Annotated in this window: 20 protein-coding genes; 9 read left to right on the top strand and 11 right to left on the bottom strand. The window is 60.8% G+C overall.

The features are described 5' to 3' along the window. Positions 1-18 precede the first annotated feature (18 nt). Positions 19-1,386 (bottom strand): CYTH domain-containing protein, encoded by a 1,368-nt coding sequence (locus M5B42_RS31470; RefSeq protein ID WP_248747994.1) that lies wholly within the window; start codon positions 1,384-1,386, stop codon positions 19-21. A 159-nt stretch (positions 1,387-1,545) separates the two neighbouring features. Here M5B42_RS31470 and argE point away from each other — a divergent pair, with 159 nt between their 5' ends. Continuing rightward, a complete protein-coding gene (gene argE / locus M5B42_RS31465) occupies positions 1,546-2,706 on the top strand; it encodes an acetylornithine deacetylase (RefSeq protein ID WP_103495538.1) in 1,161 nt (386 codons plus the stop codon). 144 nt (positions 2,707-2,850) lie between these two features. After that, positions 2,851-4,149, top strand: coding sequence for an amino-acid N-acetyltransferase (gene argA, locus M5B42_RS31460; protein WP_248747993.1), 1,299 nt, complete (start codon positions 2,851-2,853; stop codon positions 4,147-4,149). Between the two features lie 177 nt (positions 4,150-4,326). Here the strand turns inward: argA and gshA are convergent, their stop codons facing one another. From gshA to M5B42_RS31445, 3 genes are all read right to left on the bottom strand, one after another. Further along, positions 4,327-5,910, bottom strand: coding sequence for a glutamate--cysteine ligase (gene gshA / locus M5B42_RS31455; RefSeq protein ID WP_103499806.1), 1,584 nt, complete (start codon positions 5,908-5,910; stop codon positions 4,327-4,329). A gap of 199 nt (positions 5,911-6,109) precedes the next feature. Further along, positions 6,110-6,493 carry a PaaI family thioesterase gene (locus M5B42_RS31450; protein ID WP_103499807.1) on the bottom strand — a complete coding sequence of 128 codons (384 nt, stop codon included), beginning with the start codon at positions 6,491-6,493 and terminating at the stop codon, positions 6,110-6,112. Then, a complete protein-coding gene (locus M5B42_RS31445; protein WP_152736752.1) occupies positions 6,493-8,817 on the bottom strand; it encodes a Tex family protein in 2,325 nt (774 codons plus the stop codon). Before M5B42_RS31445 ends, M5B42_RS31450 begins: the two co-directional genes overlap by 1 nt. A 339-nt stretch (positions 8,818-9,156) precedes the next feature. Here M5B42_RS31445 and ompR point away from each other — a divergent pair, with 339 nt between their 5' ends. Both ompR and M5B42_RS31435 read left to right on the top strand, forming a co-directional pair. Next, positions 9,157-9,897, top strand: coding sequence for a two-component system response regulator OmpR (gene ompR, locus M5B42_RS31440; protein WP_100942051.1), 741 nt, complete (start codon positions 9,157-9,159; stop codon positions 9,895-9,897). Between the two features lie 139 nt (positions 9,898-10,036). Beyond that, the gene (locus tag M5B42_RS31435; protein ID WP_152736753.1) at positions 10,037-11,350 is read left to right on the top strand and encodes an ATP-binding protein; all 1,314 of its coding nucleotides are present in this window, start codon (positions 10,037-10,039) and stop codon (positions 11,348-11,350) included. Between the two features lie 3 nt (positions 11,351-11,353). Here the strand turns inward: M5B42_RS31435 and rimK are convergent, their stop codons facing one another. Continuing rightward, positions 11,354-12,259 (bottom strand): 30S ribosomal protein S6--L-glutamate ligase, encoded by a 906-nt coding sequence (gene rimK / locus M5B42_RS31430; protein WP_100942049.1) that lies wholly within the window; start codon positions 12,257-12,259, stop codon positions 11,354-11,356. After that, positions 12,256-12,738 carry an ATP-dependent zinc protease gene (locus M5B42_RS31425; protein ID WP_103497980.1) on the bottom strand — a complete coding sequence of 161 codons (483 nt, stop codon included), beginning with the start codon at positions 12,736-12,738 and terminating at the stop codon, positions 12,256-12,258. The genes rimK and M5B42_RS31425 overlap by 4 nt, the downstream gene beginning before the upstream one ends. 218 nt (positions 12,739-12,956) lie before the next feature. Here M5B42_RS31425 and M5B42_RS31420 point away from each other — a divergent pair, with 218 nt between their 5' ends. From M5B42_RS31420 to M5B42_RS31410, 3 genes are all read left to right on the top strand, one after another. Further along, positions 12,957-13,361 (top strand): S4 domain-containing protein, encoded by a 405-nt coding sequence (locus M5B42_RS31420; RefSeq protein ID WP_103497977.1) that lies wholly within the window; start codon positions 12,957-12,959, stop codon positions 13,359-13,361. Positions 13,362-13,495: 134 nt separating this feature from the next. Continuing rightward, entirely contained in the window at positions 13,496-14,398 is a 903-nt protein-coding gene (gene hslO, locus M5B42_RS31415; RefSeq protein ID WP_103497976.1) for an Hsp33 family molecular chaperone HslO, read from the top strand. A 179-nt stretch (positions 14,399-14,577) separates the two neighbouring features. Beyond that, positions 14,578-16,125: a phosphoenolpyruvate carboxykinase gene (locus M5B42_RS31410; protein WP_248747992.1), complete on the top strand. Its 1,548-nt coding sequence runs from the start codon at positions 14,578-14,580 to the stop codon at positions 16,123-16,125. 129 nt (positions 16,126-16,254) lie between these two features. Here M5B42_RS31410 and M5B42_RS31405 read toward each other — a convergent pair whose 3' ends face one another. The 5 genes from M5B42_RS31405 to M5B42_RS31385 form a co-directional block, all read right to left on the bottom strand. Further along, complete coding sequence (locus tag M5B42_RS31405; RefSeq protein WP_248747991.1) at positions 16,255-16,794, bottom strand: hypothetical protein; 540 nt, start codon at positions 16,792-16,794, stop codon at positions 16,255-16,257. Next, entirely contained in the window at positions 16,778-17,086 is a 309-nt protein-coding gene (locus M5B42_RS31400) for a hypothetical protein (protein ID WP_103497973.1), read from the bottom strand. Before M5B42_RS31400 ends, M5B42_RS31405 begins: the two co-directional genes overlap by 17 nt. Positions 17,087-17,376: 290 nt before the next feature. Beyond that, positions 17,377-17,790, bottom strand: coding sequence for a type II toxin-antitoxin system VapC family toxin (locus M5B42_RS31395; RefSeq protein WP_103497972.1), 414 nt, complete (start codon positions 17,788-17,790; stop codon positions 17,377-17,379). Next, complete coding sequence (vapB, locus tag M5B42_RS31390) at positions 17,787-18,017, bottom strand: type II toxin-antitoxin system VapB family antitoxin (protein ID WP_103497971.1); 231 nt, start codon at positions 18,015-18,017, stop codon at positions 17,787-17,789. Before vapB ends, M5B42_RS31395 begins: the two co-directional genes overlap by 4 nt. A gap of 295 nt (positions 18,018-18,312) precedes the next feature. Further along, complete coding sequence (locus M5B42_RS31385; RefSeq protein WP_152736759.1) at positions 18,313-18,603, bottom strand: hypothetical protein; 291 nt, start codon at positions 18,601-18,603, stop codon at positions 18,313-18,315. Positions 18,604-19,022: 419 nt separating this feature from the next. On the opposite strand from M5B42_RS31385, the gene M5B42_RS31380 reads away from it, so the two are divergent. Together M5B42_RS31380 and M5B42_RS31375 are read left to right on the top strand one after the other, a co-directional pair. Beyond that, positions 19,023-19,733 (top strand): hypothetical protein, encoded by a 711-nt coding sequence (locus M5B42_RS31380; protein WP_152736760.1) that lies wholly within the window; start codon positions 19,023-19,025, stop codon positions 19,731-19,733. Further along, positions 19,726-20,421 carry a hypothetical protein gene (locus tag M5B42_RS31375; RefSeq protein WP_152736761.1) on the top strand — a complete coding sequence of 232 codons (696 nt, stop codon included), beginning with the start codon at positions 19,726-19,728 and terminating at the stop codon, positions 20,419-20,421. Before M5B42_RS31380 ends, M5B42_RS31375 begins: the two co-directional genes overlap by 8 nt. Positions 20,422-20,425 lie beyond the last annotated feature (4 nt).

Genomic DNA, 20,425 nt, shown 5'->3' with positions numbered 1-20,425 from the left:
GTGGACCGCGCTGGGGCGTTACAGACGCAACAAGGTCTTCCAGGCACGGCTCTGGAACACCGCCAGCGCCTGCTGCACCCGGGCCTCCAGCACTTCATCGCTGATATCGGTCTCGGCCAGTTGCGCCAGCTTGTTCATTTCACCGAACAGGCGATCCAGCTCCGGCAACTCCAGCACGCCACGGGCCAGATGCAGCCATGCCTGGATACGCTCGATACGCGGCAGTTGTTCGGCGAGGTCTTCCGGTTGCTGCTGGTAGCGTCCCAGTTGCAACGAGGTGGCTTCTTCGGCCAGCAGCCGTGGCAACCAGTTCTGCAACTGGGCCGCGCCCTGGCGATTACCGCGGGTGGTGCGCTCGGCGGTCCAGCTACGGGCCAGCAACCAGCGCGAGGTGTTCAGCGAGAACAGGCCCCAGCGCACATCTTCCAGCTCTTCCAGGAACTGCTCCGGCGCGGCCTTGCGCACGTCTTCGTCTTCCTGGCCGGCGTGGACCAGTGGGCGCCAGTCTTCCAGCAACGCATCCAGGGCGCTGCGCAGTTCGCTGGTGGATTGTCGTGGCGCGGCCTGGCCGAGGCTGCCGAGCAGGGCGCGCAATTCGATCAACTGCTCGACCCAGTCCTGCAGCAAACGCCAGTGACCGTTGAACCGGTATTGTTCGGCCAGTCGCTGGCTGCTAGCGAGCAAATGCCAGCCCAAGGCGGCGAACGCATCGTCCAGCGGCATCTCGGCGCTCAACTGCGGGGCCGGCAGGCTCAGCGAATAGCTGTTGGCGTCAAACAGGCGATAACCGCGTTCGGCCTTGCTGATATCGCACGGCATCAGCGCCAGTTTCTCGGCCAGCTCGGCGGCCAGTTCCAGCAGTGCCGACGGGTCGCCTTCGCGCAATTCCAGTTCCAGCTCGCAGATTTCTTCTTTCTGCTTGCCGGCGATGACAAAGCCCAGGTCCAGGGCGGCTTCGATCACCACCTTGGCCTTGCCACGACCCCAGGCGATTTCGGCGCGTTCGCGGACGAAATCGGTGGTGAAGATCGGCTTCAGGGTTTTCTTGTCCAGCTCGGCCAGCGCTTCGGGCCAGCATTCGCCGTCGAGTTTTTTCACATCGAGCTTGGCCTTGTCCAGGTGCCAGTCGTACTCGTTGCGTTCCGACAGGCCGGCGACGCTCTGGCCGCGGGTCTTGAGGGTCTGGATCACTTCTTCGCCGTCACGGCGCAGGCGCAGGGCGACCTTGGCCTTGGCCAGGTCGCGCTCGGGGGTGTCGAAATACTGATTGGTCAGCTCGCGACGTTCCCAGCCACTTTTGTTGCGTTTTTTCAGCAGCGGGTGCTCGCGCAGGGCGGCGAGGGTTTCGCGGCTGACGCGGAGTTTGATTTCGGTTTCTTTCTGCATGGCCGGAAAATCCAGGATCGGGAGCGCAGCCGGGGGAGAAGGGGGCTGCCTAGGCCGTGCAGTGTACAGGACAAGCGGGCGGCACGCGTCGCGGCGGTTTATTCCAGTCGCCGGATGGCTCTATGATGAGCTTCGCCTTGGAGTTCGGGAGTCAGCGTCATGCCGTTGCCGTCGATGAAAGATCAATTCGCTGCGCTGGTTGCCGCGCCGTCGGTCAGCTGTACCCAGCCGAGCCTGGATCAGTCCAACCGTCCGGTGATCGACCTGCTGGCGACCTGGCTCGGCGACCTGGGTTTCAGCTGCGATATCCAGCAGGTCAGCCCCGGCAAGTTCAACCTGCTCGCCAGCTTCGGCAGCGGCCCCGGCGGCCTGGTGCTGGCCGGGCATAGCGACACCGTGCCGTTCGACGGCGCGCTGTGGCAGACCGACCCGCTGAAACTGACCGAAGTCGATGGCCGTTGGGTCGGCCTGGGCAGTTGCGACATGAAGGGCTTTTTCGCCCTGGCCATTGAAGCGGTGATCCCGCTGCTCGAGCAACCGTTCAAGCAGCCGTTGCTGATCCTCGCCACCTGCGACGAAGAAAGCTCCATGTCCGGCGCCCGGGCCCTGGCCGAAGCCGGCCGGCCCCTCGGTCGCGCCGCGGTGATCGGCGAACCCACGGGCCTGAAGCCGATCCGCCTGCACAAGGGCGTGATGATGGAGCGCATCGAGATTCTCGGCCGCAGCGGCCACTCCTCCGACCCGAGCCTGGGCCATAGCGCCCTGGAGGCCATGCACGACGCCATCGGCGAGCTCAAGGGCCTGCGCTGGCAATGGCAGCGCGAGTACAACAACCCGCAATTCAGCGTGCCCCAGCCGACCTTGAACTTCGGCTGCATCCACGGCGGCGACAACCCCAACCGCATCTGTGGCCAGTGCTCCCTGGAGTTCGACCTGCGGCCCTTGCCGGGCATGGACCCGAGCGTGCTGCGGGCGGCGATTCGCGCCAAGCTCGAACCCCTGGCGCAACGGCACCAGGTGAAGATCGACTACGCACCGCTGTTTCCCGAAGTGCCGCCGTTCGAACAGGCCGCTGATTCGGAACTGGTCCAGGTCGCGGAAAAAATCACCGGTCATCGCGCCGAGGCAGTGGCATTCGGCACCGAAGCGCCTTATCTTCAGCGCCTTGGCTGCGAAACCCTGGTCCTGGGCCCTGGCGACATCGCTTGTGCGCATCAGCCGGGGGAATACCTCGAAATGTCACGTTTGCAGCCTACCGTGCATCTACTGCGTGAATTGATTCAACATTACTGCTTGAGCCCGGCCGCAACCTTGCGTTAAATGCACGGCTCATTGATTTTTTCCTGGATACCAAGGAGAGCGCGCGTGTCGCCAAGCCTGTTCCGACGATAACCAACAGCCCGTTGTGCATTTTGACGTTGCATCTATTTTCTATTGGCTGTTTTTTATACAGGTTCAGGTTTTATGCCCGATTACGTGAATTGGCTTCGCCATGCGTCTCCCTATATCAATGCCCATCGGGACTGCACCTTCGTGGTCATGCTCCCTGGCGACGGTATCGAGCACCCCAACTTCGGCAATATCGTCCACGACCTGGTGCTGCTCCACAGCCTGGGCGTGCGGCTGGTGCTGGTGCACGGCTCGCGTCCGCAGATCGAAAGCCGCCTGGCGGCCCGTGGCCTGACCCCGCATTACCACCACGGCATGCGGATTACCGATGCGGCGACCCTGGAATGCGTGATCGACGCCGTCGGCCAACTGCGGATCGCCATCGAGGCGCGTCTGTCCATGGATCTGGCCGCCTCGCCGATGCAGGGCTCGCGGCTGCGGGTGGCCGGCGGCAACCTGGTCACGGCGCGGCCGATCGGCGTGCTCGAAGGCGTCGACTATCACCACACCGGCGAAGTGCGCCGGGTCGACCGCCGGGGTATCAACCGCCTGCTGGACGAGCGCTCGATTGTCCTGCTGTCGCCGTTGGGTTATTCGCCTACCGGGGAAATCTTCAACCTGGCCTGCGAAGACGTGGCGACCCGTGCTGCCATCGACCTGGAGGCGGAAAAACTCCTGCTGTTCGGCGCCGATCACGGCCTGATCGATGAAAACGGCAAGCTGGTCCGTGAGCTGCGTCCGCAGCAGGTACCGGCGCATCTGCTGCGTCTGGGCAACGATTACCAGGGAGAGTTGCTGGATGCGGCAGCGCAGGCTTGTCGGGGCGGTGTGGCGCGCAGCCATATCGTCAGTTATGCCGAGGATGGCGCGCTGTTGACCGAGCTGTTTACCCGTGACGGCGGCGGTACGCTGGTGGCCCAGGAGCAGTTCGAACTGGTGCGCGAGGCGGCTATTGAAGATGTCGGCGGTTTGCTCGACCTGATCAGCCCGCTGGAAGAGCAGGGCATCTTGGTGCGGCGTTCGCGGGAAGTGCTGGAGCGTGAGATCGAGCAGTTCAGCGTGGTGGAGCGCGAGGGGATGATCATCGCCTGTGCGGCGCTGTATCAGATTGCCGATTCAGAGGCGGGGGAGTTGGCGTGCCTGGCGGTGAACCCGGAGTATCGCCATGGTGGTCGCGGCGATGAGCTGTTGGAGCGGATTGAAGCACGGGCGCGGGCGCAGGGGTTGAAGACCTTGTTCGTGCTGACGACCCGTACGGCACACTGGTTCCGTGAGCGTGGCTTTGAGCCGAGCAGTGTGGAGCGGCTGCCGAGCGCGCGGGCTTCGCTGTACAACTATCAGCGTAATTCGAAGATCTTCGAAAAAGCCCTCTGATCTTCATGAGCGGGTCTGGTCCTTGAGGTTTTTTGTCGGTCTCAAGGGCCTCTTCGCGGCGGTGCGGCGTCCCGACAAGCCCTGCTCCTACAGTACGTCGTCGACCACTGACCTTGTGTAGGACACGGAACTGTAGGAGCAGGGCTTGCCCGCGAAGGCGTCAATGAAGACGCCGCATCAATTACTGATCGCCAGAATACTCGCCTGGTACGACCCGACAAACACGTCGAAATCCCCCACCTCGTTCTGTTCCAGCTCAGCCTGTTGCACCAGGGATTTACGAGCCGCTTCCTCGAAGCCGGCCTGTTCTTCCTTGCTCAACGGCTGACTGCGGAAGAACTCGGCATGGGCCTGGCTCTGGCGCATCGAGAACTGCGCGAAGCTTTCCTTGTGCGCGGTCATGCTCGCCAACACCTGGGCCGATGGTGTCAGGGACGAATCCTTGACCTTGGCAAGCTGCTCGTCCAGCGCCTTGGCGTGACTATCACCACCATGGCTGCGGTCCAGCAACGCCGCCAGCGGCGCGATCTTCTCCAGCAACTCGTTGGCCCATTCCTTCAGGCCCACCGCCTCACCCCGACGCTGCAATTGCAGGCCCGGGCGCCGACCTTCCTTGACCACGCTGAGGAAGTTCGAGGTGGCATTGCCGCACTCGTTGTTTTCGAACAGCGGACTGTCGTTCAGCGCGCAATACAGCAGGAACGCATCGAGGAAACGCGCCTCGGTCAGATCGATACCGGTCGGCAGGAATGGGTTGATGTCCAGGCAGCGCGCCTCGACATACTGCACGCCACGGGCCATCAGCGCCTGGATCGGCCGCTCGCCGGTGTAGGTCACGCGTTTGGGGCGAATATTGGAGTAGTACTCGTTTTCGATCTGCAGGATGTTGGTGTTGAGCTGTACCCACTCACCATCCTTGTGTGTGCCGATCTCTACGTAAGGTGCGTAGGGAGTGGCCACCGCCTTGCGCAGGCTGTCGATGTAGCTGTCCAGGTCGTTGTAGCAGGGCGTCAGGCCGGCCTGGGCGTTGCTCTGGTAACCCAGGTCGCTCATGCGCAGGCTGGTGGCGTAGGGCAGGTACAGCGTATCGGCGTCGAACTGTTCCAGCGAATGGGCACGCCCGCGCAGGAAACCGGCGTCCAGGGCCGGCGATGCACCGAACAGGTACATCAGCAGCCAGCTGTATCGGCGGAAGTTGCGGATCATCGCGATGTAGGCCAGCGACTGGTAGTCGCGGTCCGTGCCGACGAAACCCTCTGCCTGCTTGAGCACGGGCCAGAGCTGTTCCGGCAGGGAGAAATTGTAGTGAATCCCGGCAATGCACTGCATGGTCTTGCCGTAGCGCAGGGCCAGGCCCTGGCGGTACACATACTTGAGCTTGCCGATATTCGAGGTGCCGTAATAGGCGATCGGAATATCTTCTTCCGCCGGCAACGGGCAAGGCATCGACGGGCTCCACAGGTACTCGTTGCCGAGCTTGCTGTAGGCAAAACGATGGATCTTGTCCAGGCTGGCCAGGGTGTCCGCCGGGTCGGCCAGGGCGGGAGTGATGAACTCCAGCAGCGACTCGGAATAGTCGGTGGTGATTTGTTCGTTGGTCAGTGCGGAGCCCAGCTCTTCGGGGTGCGGTGTCTGCGCCAGACGAGCAACGCCGGTGACGCGCAGGCATTCACGCTCGATGCCGTGCAGGCACTGTTCGAGCAGAGAGAGGTGGTCGCGCTCGCCGAGCAGAGCCAGGCGGCGGTTGAGAAGTTCGCTCAAGTTGGATTCCTTCACGCGTCGGTCGCCCCAATATGGGGGTGGGCAAGACGGTCTACAAGGGTGAAGTTGAGAACTGGCGTGGTCGCCTGGTAAATATCAGAAAACGCCGACACTTCCTCCCTGGGTCGGAGGCAGTGAAAGGGAAAACCCCGACACTGCTTTCACAGTGTCGAAATTAACCCAAATCGAGCCAGGGCGGCTAGAGAACAGCGAAGGTGCCTTGTGCTTTAGCGACAAGTTTGTCGCCTTGGCGCACTTCGGCTTCGACCACCAGGGTGCGGCGGCCGGGGTGGATGACCGTGGCGACGCACAACACTTCGCCCTCGGCCACCGCCCGCATGTAGTTGATCTTGCACTCGATGGTCACGCTGCGCTGGTCAAAACCATGGGAGCTGGAGCAGGCCAGTCCCATGGTGATGTCCACCAGGCTGAAAATCGCCCCGCCGTGCATCACGTTGCCGCGATTGCGCAGGTGCGGCTCCAGCGCCAGGGCCACCTCGGCAACACCGGTTTCCAGGCGTTGCAGGCGGCAGCCGAGCATCTCGCTGAAAGCGCTCTGGGTGAGGCCCTCAGGAATGTCCATCAGCGTTTCTTCAACTGTTTGGCGTTGGCGAACAGCGAAGCCATGGCATTGTTGCTTGGCGCCGCCGGGGTGCTTTCCTTGCGCGGCGCGCTGTTCTGCGACGGCCGTGGTGCCGAGCCCGGACGCGAGCCACGGGCCCCGTCGACTTTCTCGCCCGGGGTGTCGCTCATGCGCATCGACAGGCCGACGCGTTTGCGCGGGATATCGACTTCCATGACCTTGACCTTCACCACATCGCCGGCTTTCACCGCTTCACGGGGGTCCTTGATGAATTTCTCGGACAGTGCGGAGATATGCACCAGGCCGTCCTGGTGTACGCCGATATCGACAAAGGCACCGAAGTTGGTGACGTTGGTCACCACGCCTTCGAGAATCATCCCCGGCTCCAGGTCCTTGAGGTCTTCGACGCCGTCCTGGAAGGCGGCGGTCTTGAACTCGGGACGCGGGTCGCGGCCCGGCTTCTCCAATTCCTGGAGAATGTCGGTGACGGTGGGCAGGCCGAAGGTTTCATCGGTGAATTTCTTCGGGTCCAGGCGCTTGAGGAAGCTGGCGTCGCCGATCAGCGAGCGGATGTCGCGGTCGGTTTCTGCGGCGATGCGCTGCACCAGCGGGTAGGCTTCCGGGTGCACGGCGGAGGAGTCCAGCGGATTGTCGCCGTTCATCACCCGCAGGAAGCCGGCGGCCTGCTCGAAGGTCTTCTCGCCCAGGCGGGCAACTTTCTTCAGCGCGGCGCGGGTCTTGAACGCGCCGTTTTCATCGCGGTGGTTGACGATATTCTGTGCCAGGGTCGGGTTGAGGCCGGAAATCCGCGCCAGCAACGCCACCGAGGCGGTGTTCACGTCGACGCCGACGGCGTTCACGCAGTCTTCCACCACCGCATCCAGGCCACGGGCCAGCTTGAGCTGGGACACGTCGTGCTGGTACTGGCCGACACCGATGGATTTCGGGTCGATCTTCACCAGTTCGGCCAGCGGGTCCTGCAGGCGGCGGGCAATGGACACGGCGCCACGGATCGACACATCCAGGTCGGGGAATTCCTTGGAGGCCAGTTCAGAGGCCGAGTACACCGAGGCGCCGGCTTCGGACACCATGACCTTGGTCATCTTCATGGCCGGGTATTTCTTGATCAGCTCGGCGGCCAGCTTGTCGGTTTCACGGCTGGCGGTGCCGTTGCCGATGGCGATCAGGTCCACCGAATGCTTGGCGCACAGGGCGGCGAGCACGGCGAGGGTCTGGTCCCACTTGTTGTGTGGCACGTGGGGGTAGACGGTGGCGTGGTCCAGCAGCTTGCCGGTGGAGTCCACCACCGCGACCTTGCAGCCGGTACGCAGGCCCGGGTCGAGGCCCAGGGTGGCGCGCGGGCCGGCCGGGGCGGCCAGCAACAGGTCGTGCAGGTTATGGGCGAAGACATTGATCGCCTCGGTTTCCGCGCCGTCGCGCAGCTCGCCCAGCAGGTCGGTTTCCAGGTGGGTGTAGAGCTTGACCTTCCAGGTCCAGCGCACCACTTCGCCCAGCCATTTATCGGCGGGACGGTTCTGGTTCTGGATGCCGAACTGCTGGCCGATCATGCCTTCGCACGGGTGCATGCTGCCCGGCTGCTCGTCGCCGACCTTCAGCGCGGAGCTGAGGATGCCTTCGTTGCGTCCACGGAAAATCGCCAGGGCGCGGTGCGACGGCATGCTTTTCAGCGGCTCGTCGTGTTCGAAGTAGTCGCGGAACTTGGCACCTTCTTCTTCCTTGCCGGCGATGACCCGGGCACTCAGGGTGGCTTCCTGCTTGAGGTAGTTGCGCAGCTTGTCCAGCAGGCCGGCATCTTCGGCGAAGCGTTCCATCAGGATGTACTTGGCGCCTTCCAGGGCCGCCTTCACGTCCGCCACGCCTTTTTCGCCGTCGACGAAGCGTGCGGCTTCGCTTTCCGGATTCAGCGTCGGGTCGTTGAACAGGCCGTCCGCCAACTCGCCGAGGCCGGCTTCCAGGGCGATCTGGCCCTTGGTGCGGCGTTTCTGCTTGTACGGCAGGTAAAGGTCTTCGAGGCGGGTCTTGGTGTCGGCCAGCTTGATATCGCGGGCCAATTCCGGAGTCAGCTTGCCTTGCTCCTCGATGCTGGCGAGGATGCTGATGCGCCGTTCGTCGAGTTCTCGCAGGTAGCGCAGGCGCTCTTCCAGGTGACGCAGCTGGATGTCATCCAGGCTGCCGGTCACTTCCTTGCGGTAGCGCGCGATGAAGGGCACGGTGGAGCCCTCATCCAGTAGAGCGACGGCCGCTTCGACCTGTTGTGGGCGGACGCCGAGTTCTTCGGCGATGCGGCTGTTGATGCTGTCCATAAAACCACCTGACAAAGTGTGAAAGCAGACGCGTCGAGGCTCTCAAGCCATCGGGACGAATCTGGTTTGGGATCAAAAGGCAGCCTTGAGACCCATGAAATCAGCACATTGCTGTGTGCCTTGGAAAATAAAGAGCGGCACGCCACAGCAATGATCAGACGTTGCCTGAGACAAGAGGCGGCGCATTATAACCAGCGTTCCGGGCTTGCGGGGATTGTGCACCCGCGCGGTGCCTTTAGAGCGTTTACTGGTAGTTGAGGAAAAATCTGCTAACAATGCACCGGATACGGATAAGGGCCGCTGGGCCCATAATGCGTGCCGAGATCAAAGGAGCATCCAATGAGCAGCACTGCAAACCCTGCTGAAGGCGAAAAAATACTCATCGTTGATGACGATCCCGGGCTGAGCAGCCTGCTGGAACGTTTTTTCACCAGCAAGGGCTATCGCGCCCGCGCAGTGGCGAACACCGAACAGATGGACCGCCTGCTGTCCCGCGAAGTTTTCAACCTGGTGGTCCTCGACCTGATGCTGCCCGGCGAAGACGGCCTGACCGCCTGCCGTCGCCTGCGCGCGGCGAACAACCAGGTGCCGATCATCATGCTCACCGCCAAGGGCGACGAGCTGAGCCGGATCAAGGGCCTGGAACTGGGCGCCGACGATTACCTGGCCAAACCCTTCAACCCCGATGAGCTGATGGCCCGGGTCAAGGCGGTGTTGCGTCGCCAGTCGGCACCGGTGCCGGGCGCACCGGGCAGCGAAGACGAGAGCGTGACCTTCGGTGACTACGAGCTGTCCCTGGCCACTCGTGAACTCAAGCGCGGCGAAGAAGTGCACATGCTCACCACCGGCGAGTTCGCCGTGCTCAAGGCGCTGGTCATGCATGCCCGCGAGCCGCTGACCCGCGACAAGCTGATGAACCTGGCCCGGGGTCGTGAATGGGATGCCCTGGAGCGTTCCATCGACGTGCAGATTTCCCGTCTGCGCCGCATGATCGAACCGGATCCGTCCAAGCCGCGTTATATCCAGACCGTGTGGGGCGTGGGTTACGTGTTCGTGCCGGACGGCGCCGCGACCAAGTGACAATGCCCGGTGCCTGTTGACGGGCGCCTGTTGATCGGTAGGAACGATTCGCCCGGGTGCGCGCAAGCCCCCGGGCGAGTCGCAATCCGCAATATGCGAGCCCGCTTGCTCGCCTCTGCAAAGTGTCCAGCGCCTGCCCATGAAAACCCCTCTCTGGTTCCCCCAAAGTTTCTTCGCCCGTACCCTCTGGCTGGTGCTGATCGTCGTGCTGTTCTCCAAGGCACTGACCCTGGTGTATCTGCTGATGAACGAAGACGTGCTGGTGGACCGTCAGTACAGTCACGGCGTGGCCCTGACCCTGCGTGCCTATTGGGCGGCGGACGAGGACGATCGCGACAAGATCGCCGATGCCGCCGGCTTGATACGGGTGGTCAGCGGCGGGGTGCCGGAAGGTGAGCAGCACTGGCCCTACAGCGAGATCTACCAGCGCCAGATGCAGGCCGAGCTGGGGGCCGACACCGAAGTGCGGCTGCGCATGCACTCGCCGCCGGCCCTCTGGGTGCGGGCGCCGAGCCTGGGTGCCGGCTGGCTGAAAGTGCCGCTGTACCCGCATCCGTTGCGCGGGCAGAAAATCTGGAGCGTGCTTGGGTGGTTCCTGGCCATCGGACTGCTCTCCACCGCGTCGGCCTGGATCTTTGTCAGCCAGCTCAACCAGCCGTTGAAGCGTCTGGTGGATGCCGCGCGGCAACTCGGCCAGGGGCGCAGCGTACGGTTGCCGATCAGTGATACCCCCAGCGAAATGACCGAGGTGTACCGGGCCTTCAACCAGATGGCCGAGGACGTCGAACAGGCGGGACGAGAACGGGAGTTGATGCTGGCCGGGGTGTCCCATGACTTGCGTACGCCGTTGACGCGGCTGCGTCTGTCACTGGAGCTGATGGGCAGTCATGACGACCTCAGCGACGAAATGGTCCGGGATATCGAGGACATGGACGCCATCCTCGACCAGTTCCTCGCCTTTATCCGCGACGGTCGCGACGAGTCGGTGGAAGAGGTCGACCTGAGCGAGCTGGTGCGCGAAGTGGTGGCGCCCTATAACCAGAGCGAAGAGCGGGTACGCACGCGGTTGCAACCGATCCAGCCGTTCCCGTTGCGGCGGGTGTCGATGAAGCGGCTGTTGAATAACCTGATCGGCAACGCCTTGCATCATGCCGGCGAGGGCGTGGAAGTGGCGGCCTATGTTTCGGGCGACAGCAGCGCGCCGTACGTGGTACTGAGCGTCATGGACCGTGGGACGGGGATTGATCCGGCGGAGCTGGAAGGCATCTTCAATCCCTTCACCCGGGGCGACAAGGCCCGTGGCGGCAAGGGCACGGGCCTGGGGCTGGCGATTGTCAGGCGGATCGCCTCGATGCATGGCGGCAATGTCGAACTGCGCAACCGCACCGGTGGCGGCCTGGAAGCGCGGGTTCGTTTGCCGCTGGGGTTGATGCTGCCTCGCGACGCGGTGTAGAAATCAGCCTTTACCCTTGGTCCGGGTCATGTTCGGGCCGCCGTTCTTCTCGATGTGCTCGATGATGATCCCGGCCACGTCCTTGCCGGTGGTCACCTCGATGCCCTCAAGGCCGGGCGAGGAGTTCACCTCCATCACCAGCGGGCCGTGATTGGAGCGCAGGATATCCACCCCGGCCACGCTCAGGCCCATCACCTTGGCCGCGCGAATCGCGGTCATGCGTTCTTCCGGGGTGATCTTGATCAGGCTGGCGCTGCCGCCGCGATGCAGGTTGGAGCGGAACTCTCCGGGCTTGGCCTGGCGCTTCATCGACGCAATCACCTTGTCGCCCACCACGAAGCAGCGGATATCGGCACCACCGGCTTCCTTGATGTACTCCTGGACCATGATGTCCTGCTTCAGGCCCATGAACGCCTCGATCACCGACTCCGCCGCCGTCGCCGTTTCGCACAGCACCACGCCGATACCCTGGGTGCCCTCGAGCACCTTGATCACCAGCGGTGCGCCGTTGACCATGGCGATCAGGTCGGGAATATCGTCCGGCGAGTGGGCAAAACCGGTCACCGGCAAGCCGATCCCGCGCCGCGACAGCAACTGCAGCGAACGCAGCTTGTCCCGCGAGCGAGCGATGGCCACCGACTCGTTGAGGGGAAACACCCCCATCATTTCGAACTGGCGCAGCACCGCGCAGCCATAAAAGGTCACCGAGGCGCCGATCCGCGGGATCACCGCATCGAAACCTTCCAGGGGCTTGCCGCGATAGTGGATCTGCGGCTTGTGGCTGGCGATGTTCATATAGGCGCGCAGGGTGTCGACCACCACCATCTCATGGCCGCGGGCAACGCCGGCCTCTACCAGGCGACGAGTGGAATACAGACGCGGGTTACGCGACAGCACAGCGATCTTCATGCAACACCTGTGGCAGAGGTAGTAGTGACCGGGAAAACCGGCTTGTCTTGAACGTATTTGTGCTCTGGATTGACCACCAACTGGCCATCGATCAGGGCTTTGGAACCGAGCAACAGGCGATAACGCATGGCTTTGCGGCAGGCGAGGGTGAACTGCACCTGCCAGACCCGGTCGCCCAGGGCCAGGGTGGTGGCGATCACATAACGCACCTGGGCATGGCCGTTGGAGCTCTTGATGGTCTTCATCGTCAGCAACGGCGCTTCGCAGCGGCGGTGACGCAATTGCACCACGCTGCCCAGGTGGGCGGTGAAACGCACCCATTTCTCACCGTCGCGCTCGAAGGGCTCGATTTCGGTGGCGTGCAGGCTGGAGGTGCTGGCACCGGTGTCGATTTTCGCCCGCAGGCCGGCGACTCCCAAATCCGGAAGCGCCACCCACTCGCGCAGACCCACAACAGTCAAATGGTCAAATGTCTTCAAAATGCTCAACCGGTGGAGAAAGGCGCTCTGGCTGCCCGGCAGCCGTAATTGCGGTATTCACGCAGAATATCGGGTAAATGGCGATAGTTATCTCTGCGACCTGTTTCAGGTCGTGAAATTACCCCCTGGATCACCTGGCATTCTAGACTGGCCAGGACCATTCAGCTTCGACGGCAACGGTAGTACAGTTCGACAATATTTCAGTTTGAGGACGGACAGTGGCGCAGAAAGCGGAAGAGGACGACAAGGTTCGGTTGGACAAGTGGTTGTGGGCGGCGCGCTTCTATAAGACCCGTGCCCTGGCCAAGGCGGCGATTGAAAGCGGCAAGGTGCATTGTCGCGGCGAGCGCTGCAAGCCGGGCAAGGAGCCACGGGTGGGCGACGAGATCCAGATTCGCACCGGTTTCGACGAACGGACCGTGGTGGTGCAGGCGCTGTCGCTGGTCCGTCGCGGCGCTCCCGAAGCGCAGACGCTCTATGCTGAGACCGAGCAGAGCCTGGCCAAGCGCGAAGCCGCGGCGGCGCAGCGCAAGGCCGGTGCGCTGGGCCTGACCACCGACGGCAAGCCGAGCAAGAAACAGCGACGCGATCTGTTCAAGTTTCGTGGCAGCGGCGCCGAATAGGGCGCAGCGCGTCGCCTCAGTCCTTGACTGAGCGCCATTCGCCCCCATGTTGCTTGGTACAAATCCCGTTTGTTCATAAAATGCTCACTTCCCTGGGCAGAACACCCCTATTCCTACTTCCAGAATTGATACCTATGTCAGACCTACCGGACACCGACTACACCCAGCGCTTCATCTTCGATGACAGCGACACCCGCGGCGAATTGGTGTCGCTGGAGCGCAGCTACGCCGAAGTACTGGCCAAGCACCCCTACCCGGAGCCTATCGCGCAACTGCTCGGCGAGCTGATGGCCGCCGCGTCGTTGCTGGTCGGTACCCTGAAGTTCGACGGCCTGCTGATTCTCCAGGCGCGTTCCGAAGGCCCGGTGCCGCTGCTGATGATCGAATGCTCCAGCGAGCGCGAGATCCGTGGTCTGGCTCGCTACGACGAGGCACTGATCCCGGCTGACGCGACCCTGGCCGACCTGATGCCCAATGGCGTCCTCGCCCTGACCGTCGATCCGACCCAGGGCCAGCGCTACCAGGGCATTGTCGACCTGGACGGCGAAACCCTGTCGGAGTGTTTCACCAACTACTTCGTCATGTCCCAGCAGGTCGGCACACGCTTCTGGCTCCACGCCGACGGTCGCCGTGCCCGTGGCATGCTGCTGCAACAACTGCCCGCCGACCGCCTGCGCGAGCAGGAAGAGCGCGACGCCAGCTGGCAGCACCTGACCGCCATGGCCAGCACCCTGACCGCTGACGAGCTGCTGAGCCTGGACAACGAAACCGTCCTGCACCGCCTCTACCACGAAGAAGCCGTGCGCCTGTTCGACCTTCAACCGCTGCGTTTCCATTGCAGCTGTTCGCGGGAGCGTTCGGGCAATGCACTGGTCAGCCTGGGGCTGGAAGATGCCCAGCAACTGGTGGTCGAACACGGCGGCCATATCGAGGTCGATTGCCAGTTTTGCAACCAGCGCTATCTGTTCGATGCCGCTGACGTTTCGCAATTGTTCGCAGGTGCCGGCGTCGACACCCCGTCAGATACTCGTCACTAAAACGGTTCAGCGCAGGTAAATCTCCTGTCAAACGACAGAAAACGGGCGTTCTGACAGGAGGACCCTACTCTTTTTGGGCTTTTCTGGCATAATCCGGCCCACTTTTTTCGCGGTAGTAGTGCACGACTTTCTACTACAAAACGTTTGGAGCACTCGGCCAGTGGCCGACGGGGAATCTCATGACGCAAGCAAACAATGCCGTGTACACCGATCTGAGTGTTGACGATCTGGTAAAAGAAGCCCTGGCTCGTGGTGAAGGCGAACTCGCCGACACCGGCGCGCTGGTCGTGCGCACCGGTCACCGTACCGGTCGTTCGCCGGTCGACCGTTTTATCGTCGAAGAGCCTTCTACCCAGGACGCCATTGCCTGGGGGCCGATCAACCGCAAGTTCCCGGCCGACAAGTTCGATGCCCTGTGGAACCGCGTTGAAGCCTTTATCGGCGAGCGCGAGCGTTTTGTTTCCCACGTGCACGTCGGTTCCGACCCGGCGCACTACCTGCCGGTCAAGATGACCACCGGTACCGCCTGGCACAACCTGTTCGGCCGTTGCCTGTTCATCAACCCGGAAGCCGGCCAGTACAACGCCGGTGGCAAGGACGAGTGGCAGATCCTCAACGTGCCGGAGTTCGAGTGCGTGCCAGAGCGTGACGGCACCCACTCCGACGGCACCGTGATCCTCAACTTCGCGGCCAAGAAAGTCCTGATCGCCGGCATGCGTTACGCCGGTGAAATGAAAAAAGCCCTGTTCTCGGTGCAGAACTTCCTGCTGCCGGCCGTCGATGTACTGCCGATGCACTGCGCGGCGAACATGGGCGAAGAGGGCGACGTGACCCTGTTCTTCGGTCTGTCGGGCACTGGCAAGACCACCCTGTCGGCTGACGAAAGCCGTTACCTGATCGGTGACGACGAACACGGCTGGGGCGTGGGCGTGGTGTTCAACATCGAAGGCGGTTGCTATGCCAAGTGCATCGACCTGTCCGAGAAGAACGAGCCGGTGATCTGGAAAGCCATCCAGCACGGCGCCGTGCTGGAAAACGTCGTGCTGGACGCCAACAAGAAGGCCGACTACGCCGACGACAGCCTGACCCAGAACAGCCGTGCGGCCTACCCGCGCGAACTGATCGAAAAACGCGCACCGAAAAACCTCGGTGGCGAGCCTAACGCCGTGATCTTCCTGACCTGCGACCTGACCGGCGTACTGCCGCCCGTGTCGATTCTCAGCGAAGAACAGGCCGCTTACCACTTCCTGTCCGGCTACACCGCACTGGTGGGCTCGACTGAAATGGGTTCGGGCGCCGGCATCAAGTCGACCTTCTCCACCTGCTTCGGCGCGCCGTTCTTCCCGCGTCCGGCTGGCGTGTACGCTGAACTGCTGATCAAGCGTATCCGTGGTTTCGGTTCGAAGGTCTACCTGGTCAACACCGGCTGGACCGGCGGCGGCTACGGCGTTGGCAAGCGCTTCAATATCCCGACGACTCGTGGCGTGATTGCCGCGATCCAGAGCGGTGCGTTGATTGGTGCCGAGACCGAGCACCTGGACACCATCAACCTGGACGTGCCATTGGCCGTACCGGGCGTCGAGACTGGCCTGTTGAACCCACGCAACACCTGGGCTGACAAGGCTGCCTACGACGAAGCGGCGAAAGCGCTGGCGGGTCTGTTCATCGAGAACTTCAAGAAGTTCGACGTGAGCGACGCGATCAAGGCAGCTGGGCCGAAGCTGTAATCGAGTCTGGTTATTCGCCTCAAGAAAACCGCCCTTCGGGGCGGTTTTTTATTGTGCGGCTGATTCCGCCGTCGATAGTTTCAGGAACATCCGCTTTTGAGGGCTTGTGGGCGTCTACGGGATTTTTGCTCATGAGCTTGGTACTGGTAATCCGTTGGTGCTGGCGGACTCCAGTAGTTTAAAGGGGCGTCTCAGTATCTCCAGACCTTCCAGTTGTCTGCGCTTCGACTCTGGCAGGGTCTGATACCTGGCCTTGTAACGCAGCATTGTGTCGTAGCCCATGAGCTGAACAGTGGCGGCCAGGTTTTGTGGGTCGTCGGTTGCGGAGAAGTCCGGCAGACCTGTTTCCCTGGCCATCTGTGTGGCAGCGAGTAGTTCGAGAGTGGCATGCTTCTCGCACTCCCACGACGCCAGGGATCTGAAGTACAGCAAGGCAATTTTCTTTTCTTCGTCATCCAGTCCGGCAGGGGACAATAGATTGGCAGGCAGGACCTTTTCCGTGTTTAGGCAGGCTTGTTGTTGTGCCTCCATGGCGGCGGCGGCCCTGGCGAAGTCGGCAATAACGAAGCCATGGAAGCGCTGCTCGACGGTTATGGACTGATCGGCGCTGGCTCCAAGGGCCAGTGCGCCAAGGCATCCGATCCAGATTACCTTAGTACATGCAGCCATTGGCGACTCCTTTCCAGAACTCGAATTGAGCTCGATCGTGTAAGTGCTGCAGTGCCTGGTCATTGGCGATGGTGACGACTCGATTGCGCTGTATTTTCGACCAGGCATGTGTGCTTTCGCTGAAGAGCTTCCAGTCGTATTGGGTGATGTTGAAGGCCGTTTCCAGCGGCACGCTACGGGTGAATAAGCGGGCTATCACGCCACTCGACGTCACGGCTGCACCGAGCTGGGTCATGCGAGTGATTTTGTTGATCTGTTCGATGCTGGCGAGGCTTTGGGCATCGAGTTTCAATTGATGAATCAATGGGCAGGTATACACGGGAGCAGACCTCAACAGTATGAGGTTGCCTTATAACAATATTTATTTTTCGTGCTTAGTATGGCGAGCATCTTTCAGACAGGGCTTTCGATATTAAAAGAAATAACTTACAAGAAAGTATGCATTTCTTATCCCCAGATGCACGAAAGCCCGCTCGATGAATCGATGCGGGCCTCGGAAGGTGGGCAAATGGTTGACCAGATGCGTTGTGGCTATTTTATCAATCTGCTCGTCCCAAGACAACAAACTTGGCGAGTAATACTTCAGTGAACCCAGTCTTCGTATTCAAGACCTGTAACACGACTGAACTCGCGCAGATTATTGGTGACTAGCTTGCACCCCATGGCTATGGCGTGGCCCGCAATGGCAGTATCATTGCCGCCAATGATTGAGCCGCTATCAGTTAATTGACGTCTTACTTCGATCGCTGCGTCCACGGCGCTCTGATCCCACGGCAGGACAGCATCCAGGCGTTTCACAAACTCATCAACCATCGTTTTGTGTCTGGCGGACGCTTTCTTGCCGATCTGTCCGTAGCGCATTTCTGAATAAGTGATCGCAGAAATTACGATTCGGTTATTTCGGCCAACTTCTGCTACCAACCGCTTCAATACGGATTCGGGGCGTTCACGCATGATGAACGAGCAAATGCAGGTATCGAGCATATAGGTGGTCACAGGTTGAACCTACCTTCATCGGTGATGATGTCCGGACGCTCTTGCAGAAAGTCCGTGTCAGCAGCGGGCACTTCTGCCAGCGATTGCCAGCTGGGACGCACGGGGCGCAGGGTGATCACATCGCCATTGCGGGTAATTTCCAGTTCTCCTACACCTTCGTAAGCCATGTCGTTTGGCAGGCGAATCGCCTGATTTTTTCCGTTCTTGAAAATTGAGACTGTGCGCATGATGTTGCTCCTGCATATGTCTAGCATATGCAGAGTAGCATCGGTTTTTTGCATAGGCAAGGCATATGCTTGTTCGAGCATTGTCTGAATTGTCACCTGATTACCTCCAGAAGGGATTTTCTGCGGGCTATTGAGAGGCTGCGTCAGAAAGCCGAATGCAAATAATGAAGGCGCTGATACCTGCTGTGGATCAGCTCTTACCTTCATTCTCGTAGCCAGACTCTCAAAATGGGTTGTGAATTACCCAAGCTAAGTAGGCCATTTCCTATAGAGAAATGGCCTGTCTTTGAGGGGGTTACTGAGCGACTTGCCTGCTCAACGCCATCGTTCGCTGCTGGACCAGTTGCAACAGGTCGCAGCCTTCACGCACCAGCAGGTACGCGGCATTGGTGACGTGTGTGAAGTCTTTGTCGCAGGTGGTGACAAGGCTCACGCACGTCATGGTTTCCAGCAGGTCGCTGGCGGCCTGAAGGCGTTGGTAGGCGCTGGTTTGCAGGTCGTCGAGGCTGGCGTTGGTGTCGATGACCAGGACGGGAATAGTGGTGAAATTGGTGCTGAGAGGGATATAGCGATTTTGAGTATTCATAGGTATGCGCTCTGATGAGTTCCATGGATCCGCTCTCATCGTGACCAAGCGATGGGTGGCGGACTGTGCACAGGTTGGTCAACCGGCAGAGCGCACCGGCACACCCGAAGGTGTCCTGCACACAGCCGCCATGAAGCGTGCTGGCACGAAACGCGCCTGCAACATCCACTGTGGCGCTAGTGCGCACTCTGACAGGTGACCAAACCCGGTCGCTGAATTGGCAGCGACGGGGCGAACTATAGGGGGCTTCATTACGGCTCCGCAAGCCGTGGCATTTTGGATTGTCAGGTGGCTACCTATCGGTTTGGCCATTCAGCCTGCTATAGCGGTTTGATGGTGCTTTTTTCTTGACAAAATCCAACTGGCAAAGGCTACATGTCCACAGTCCATGGACTGTGGACATGTGAGGTTCTATTGAGATGAAAAGTCAAGATGTGTTGCTTCTCTTCAAATTGATCAGCTTGGAAAAGCAGGCTCAGGAAGATCTGAGTCGAGAGCGACGGCTGGAAATTTCCGAAAGCACTGGTGAGATAGGTCAATTTTTGTACGGCAATCCAGAGGACTTGTTCAGTCATCGGGACACGATGAGCTTCCATCTCTCGGACGCTTTGGAGTGGCAAGGTTGGGACTATCAGGCTGAGCCTGCTGATCAGCAGAGCGACGACAGCTACACGGTCCGAGCCTTGGCTGCGTCGTTGAGCTTGAGCAAAAGTGAAGTTTCAAACGCCCTGACTCGCTGCCGTGACATCGGTCTCGTAACGCTTGGATACGAAGACGGCCTGCCAAAGGCCAATAGTCGTGCTTTGCTGGATCTTGTGGCTAATGGGCTCAAGTACGTTTTTCCGGTAAGGCCCGGTGCGACAGTTCGCGGTATTCCTACCGGTTTTGCCGCACCGATCCTGGAAGGAAAGGTCATGAGCGGGGGCGATCTGATACCGGTCTGGCCGGATCCCAAGGGAAAAAAGAAGGGCCAGGCGGTGGCTCCGATTTACAAGACTGTCCCCGAGGCGGTCAAGCGAGATTACCTGCTTTACCACTATCTGGCATTGGTCGACGCCATACGTTTGGGAAGCCCGCGAGAAGCCGATGTGGCGAACCAGCTACTGAGAAAATGGATTCTTCATGAGTGAGCAACAGAAAGCCCTGTTGGAAATGCTGGATGTGGTCGCTCAGGCTCTGGGTGAGGAACTCTGCCAGCAGGTGGCATTTGTCGGCGGCTGCACCACGGCCTTGTTGGTGACCGATGAGGTGACGCTTGAGGACCTGCGTTTTACCGATGATGTTGATCTGGTCGTGCAACTGGCCGGTTATGCAGGTTGGCCAAGGTTGATGGAGCAACTTCGTAGTCGAGGCTTCATGGAAAGCCCTCTGGATGACGTTAATTGTCGAATGCGTCTTGGCGAGTTGAAGGTCGATTTCATGCCTTCCGACAAAGCGATTCTGGGCTACAGCAACCGTTGGTTCGATGAGGGTTTTCAGCACGCTCGGCTCCACCGTCTGCCCAGCGGTGCGCAAATACGTGTCTTCGCGCCACCCTACTTTCTCGGTACCAAGTTTGAAGCCTACAAAGGACGAGGCGGTGGTGACACGCTCAATAGCAAGGATATCGAGGACATCGTCAACCTGGTTGATGGGCGCGAGGAGTTAGTGGCCGAAGTGAGCAATGCCGCTCTGCCGCTCAAGCAGTATCTCAGTGAGCATATGACCGAACTGATCAACAACAGGGATTTTTCCTATGTGGTGCAGAGCGCCGCTCGGGGCGATCGTGGGCGTGAGGCCATTATTTTTGGTCGACTGAAGCAGATGGCAAAGGGGTAGTCAG

This window comes from Pseudomonas sp. MWU12-2037, from assembly GCF_023242345.1.
In the GTDB taxonomy this organism is placed as follows: domain Bacteria; phylum Pseudomonadota; class Gammaproteobacteria; order Pseudomonadales; family Pseudomonadaceae; genus Aquipseudomonas; species Aquipseudomonas gingeri_D.
The sequence above is the reverse complement of the archived record's forward strand: the minus strand, read 5'-3'. Positions and strand labels throughout refer to the sequence as shown.

Excerpts from the sequence above, each read along its gene's own strand:
- vapB (WP_103497971.1), bottom strand. The coding sequence starts at position 18,017 with ATGCGCACAGTCTCAATTTTCAAGAACGGAAAAAATCAGGCGATTCGC.
- M5B42_RS31385 (WP_152736759.1), bottom strand. The coding sequence starts at position 18,603 with ATGAATACTCAAAATCGCTATATCCCTCTCAGCACCAATTTCACCACT.
- argA (WP_248747993.1), top strand. The coding sequence starts at position 2,851 with ATGCCCGATTACGTGAATTGGCTTCGCCATGCGTCTCCCTATATCAAT.
- M5B42_RS31375 (WP_152736761.1), top strand. The coding sequence starts at position 19,726 with ATGAGTGAGCAACAGAAAGCCCTGTTGGAAATGCTGGATGTGGTCGCT.
- hslO (WP_103497976.1), top strand. The coding sequence starts at position 13,496 with ATGTCAGACCTACCGGACACCGACTACACCCAGCGCTTCATCTTCGAT.
- M5B42_RS31380 (WP_152736760.1), top strand. The coding sequence starts at position 19,023 with ATGAAAAGTCAAGATGTGTTGCTTCTCTTCAAATTGATCAGCTTGGAA.
- M5B42_RS31445 (WP_152736752.1), bottom strand. The coding sequence starts at position 8,817 with ATGGACAGCATCAACAGCCGCATCGCCGAAGAACTCGGCGTCCGCCCA.
- M5B42_RS31435 (WP_152736753.1), top strand. The coding sequence starts at position 10,037 with ATGAAAACCCCTCTCTGGTTCCCCCAAAGTTTCTTCGCCCGTACCCTC.
- M5B42_RS31450 (WP_103499807.1), bottom strand. The coding sequence starts at position 6,493 with ATGGACATTCCTGAGGGCCTCACCCAGAGCGCTTTCAGCGAGATGCTC.
- M5B42_RS31410 (WP_248747992.1), top strand. The coding sequence starts at position 14,578 with ATGACGCAAGCAAACAATGCCGTGTACACCGATCTGAGTGTTGACGAT.
- argE (WP_103495538.1), top strand. The coding sequence starts at position 1,546 with ATGCCGTTGCCGTCGATGAAAGATCAATTCGCTGCGCTGGTTGCCGCG.
- M5B42_RS31405 (WP_248747991.1), bottom strand. The coding sequence starts at position 16,794 with ATGGCTGCATGTACTAAGGTAATCTGGATCGGATGCCTTGGCGCACTG.
- ompR (WP_100942051.1), top strand. The coding sequence starts at position 9,157 with ATGAGCAGCACTGCAAACCCTGCTGAAGGCGAAAAAATACTCATCGTT.
- M5B42_RS31470 (WP_248747994.1), bottom strand. The coding sequence starts at position 1,386 with ATGCAGAAAGAAACCGAAATCAAACTCCGCGTCAGCCGCGAAACCCTC.
- rimK (WP_100942049.1), bottom strand. The coding sequence starts at position 12,259 with ATGAAGATCGCTGTGCTGTCGCGTAACCCGCGTCTGTATTCCACTCGT.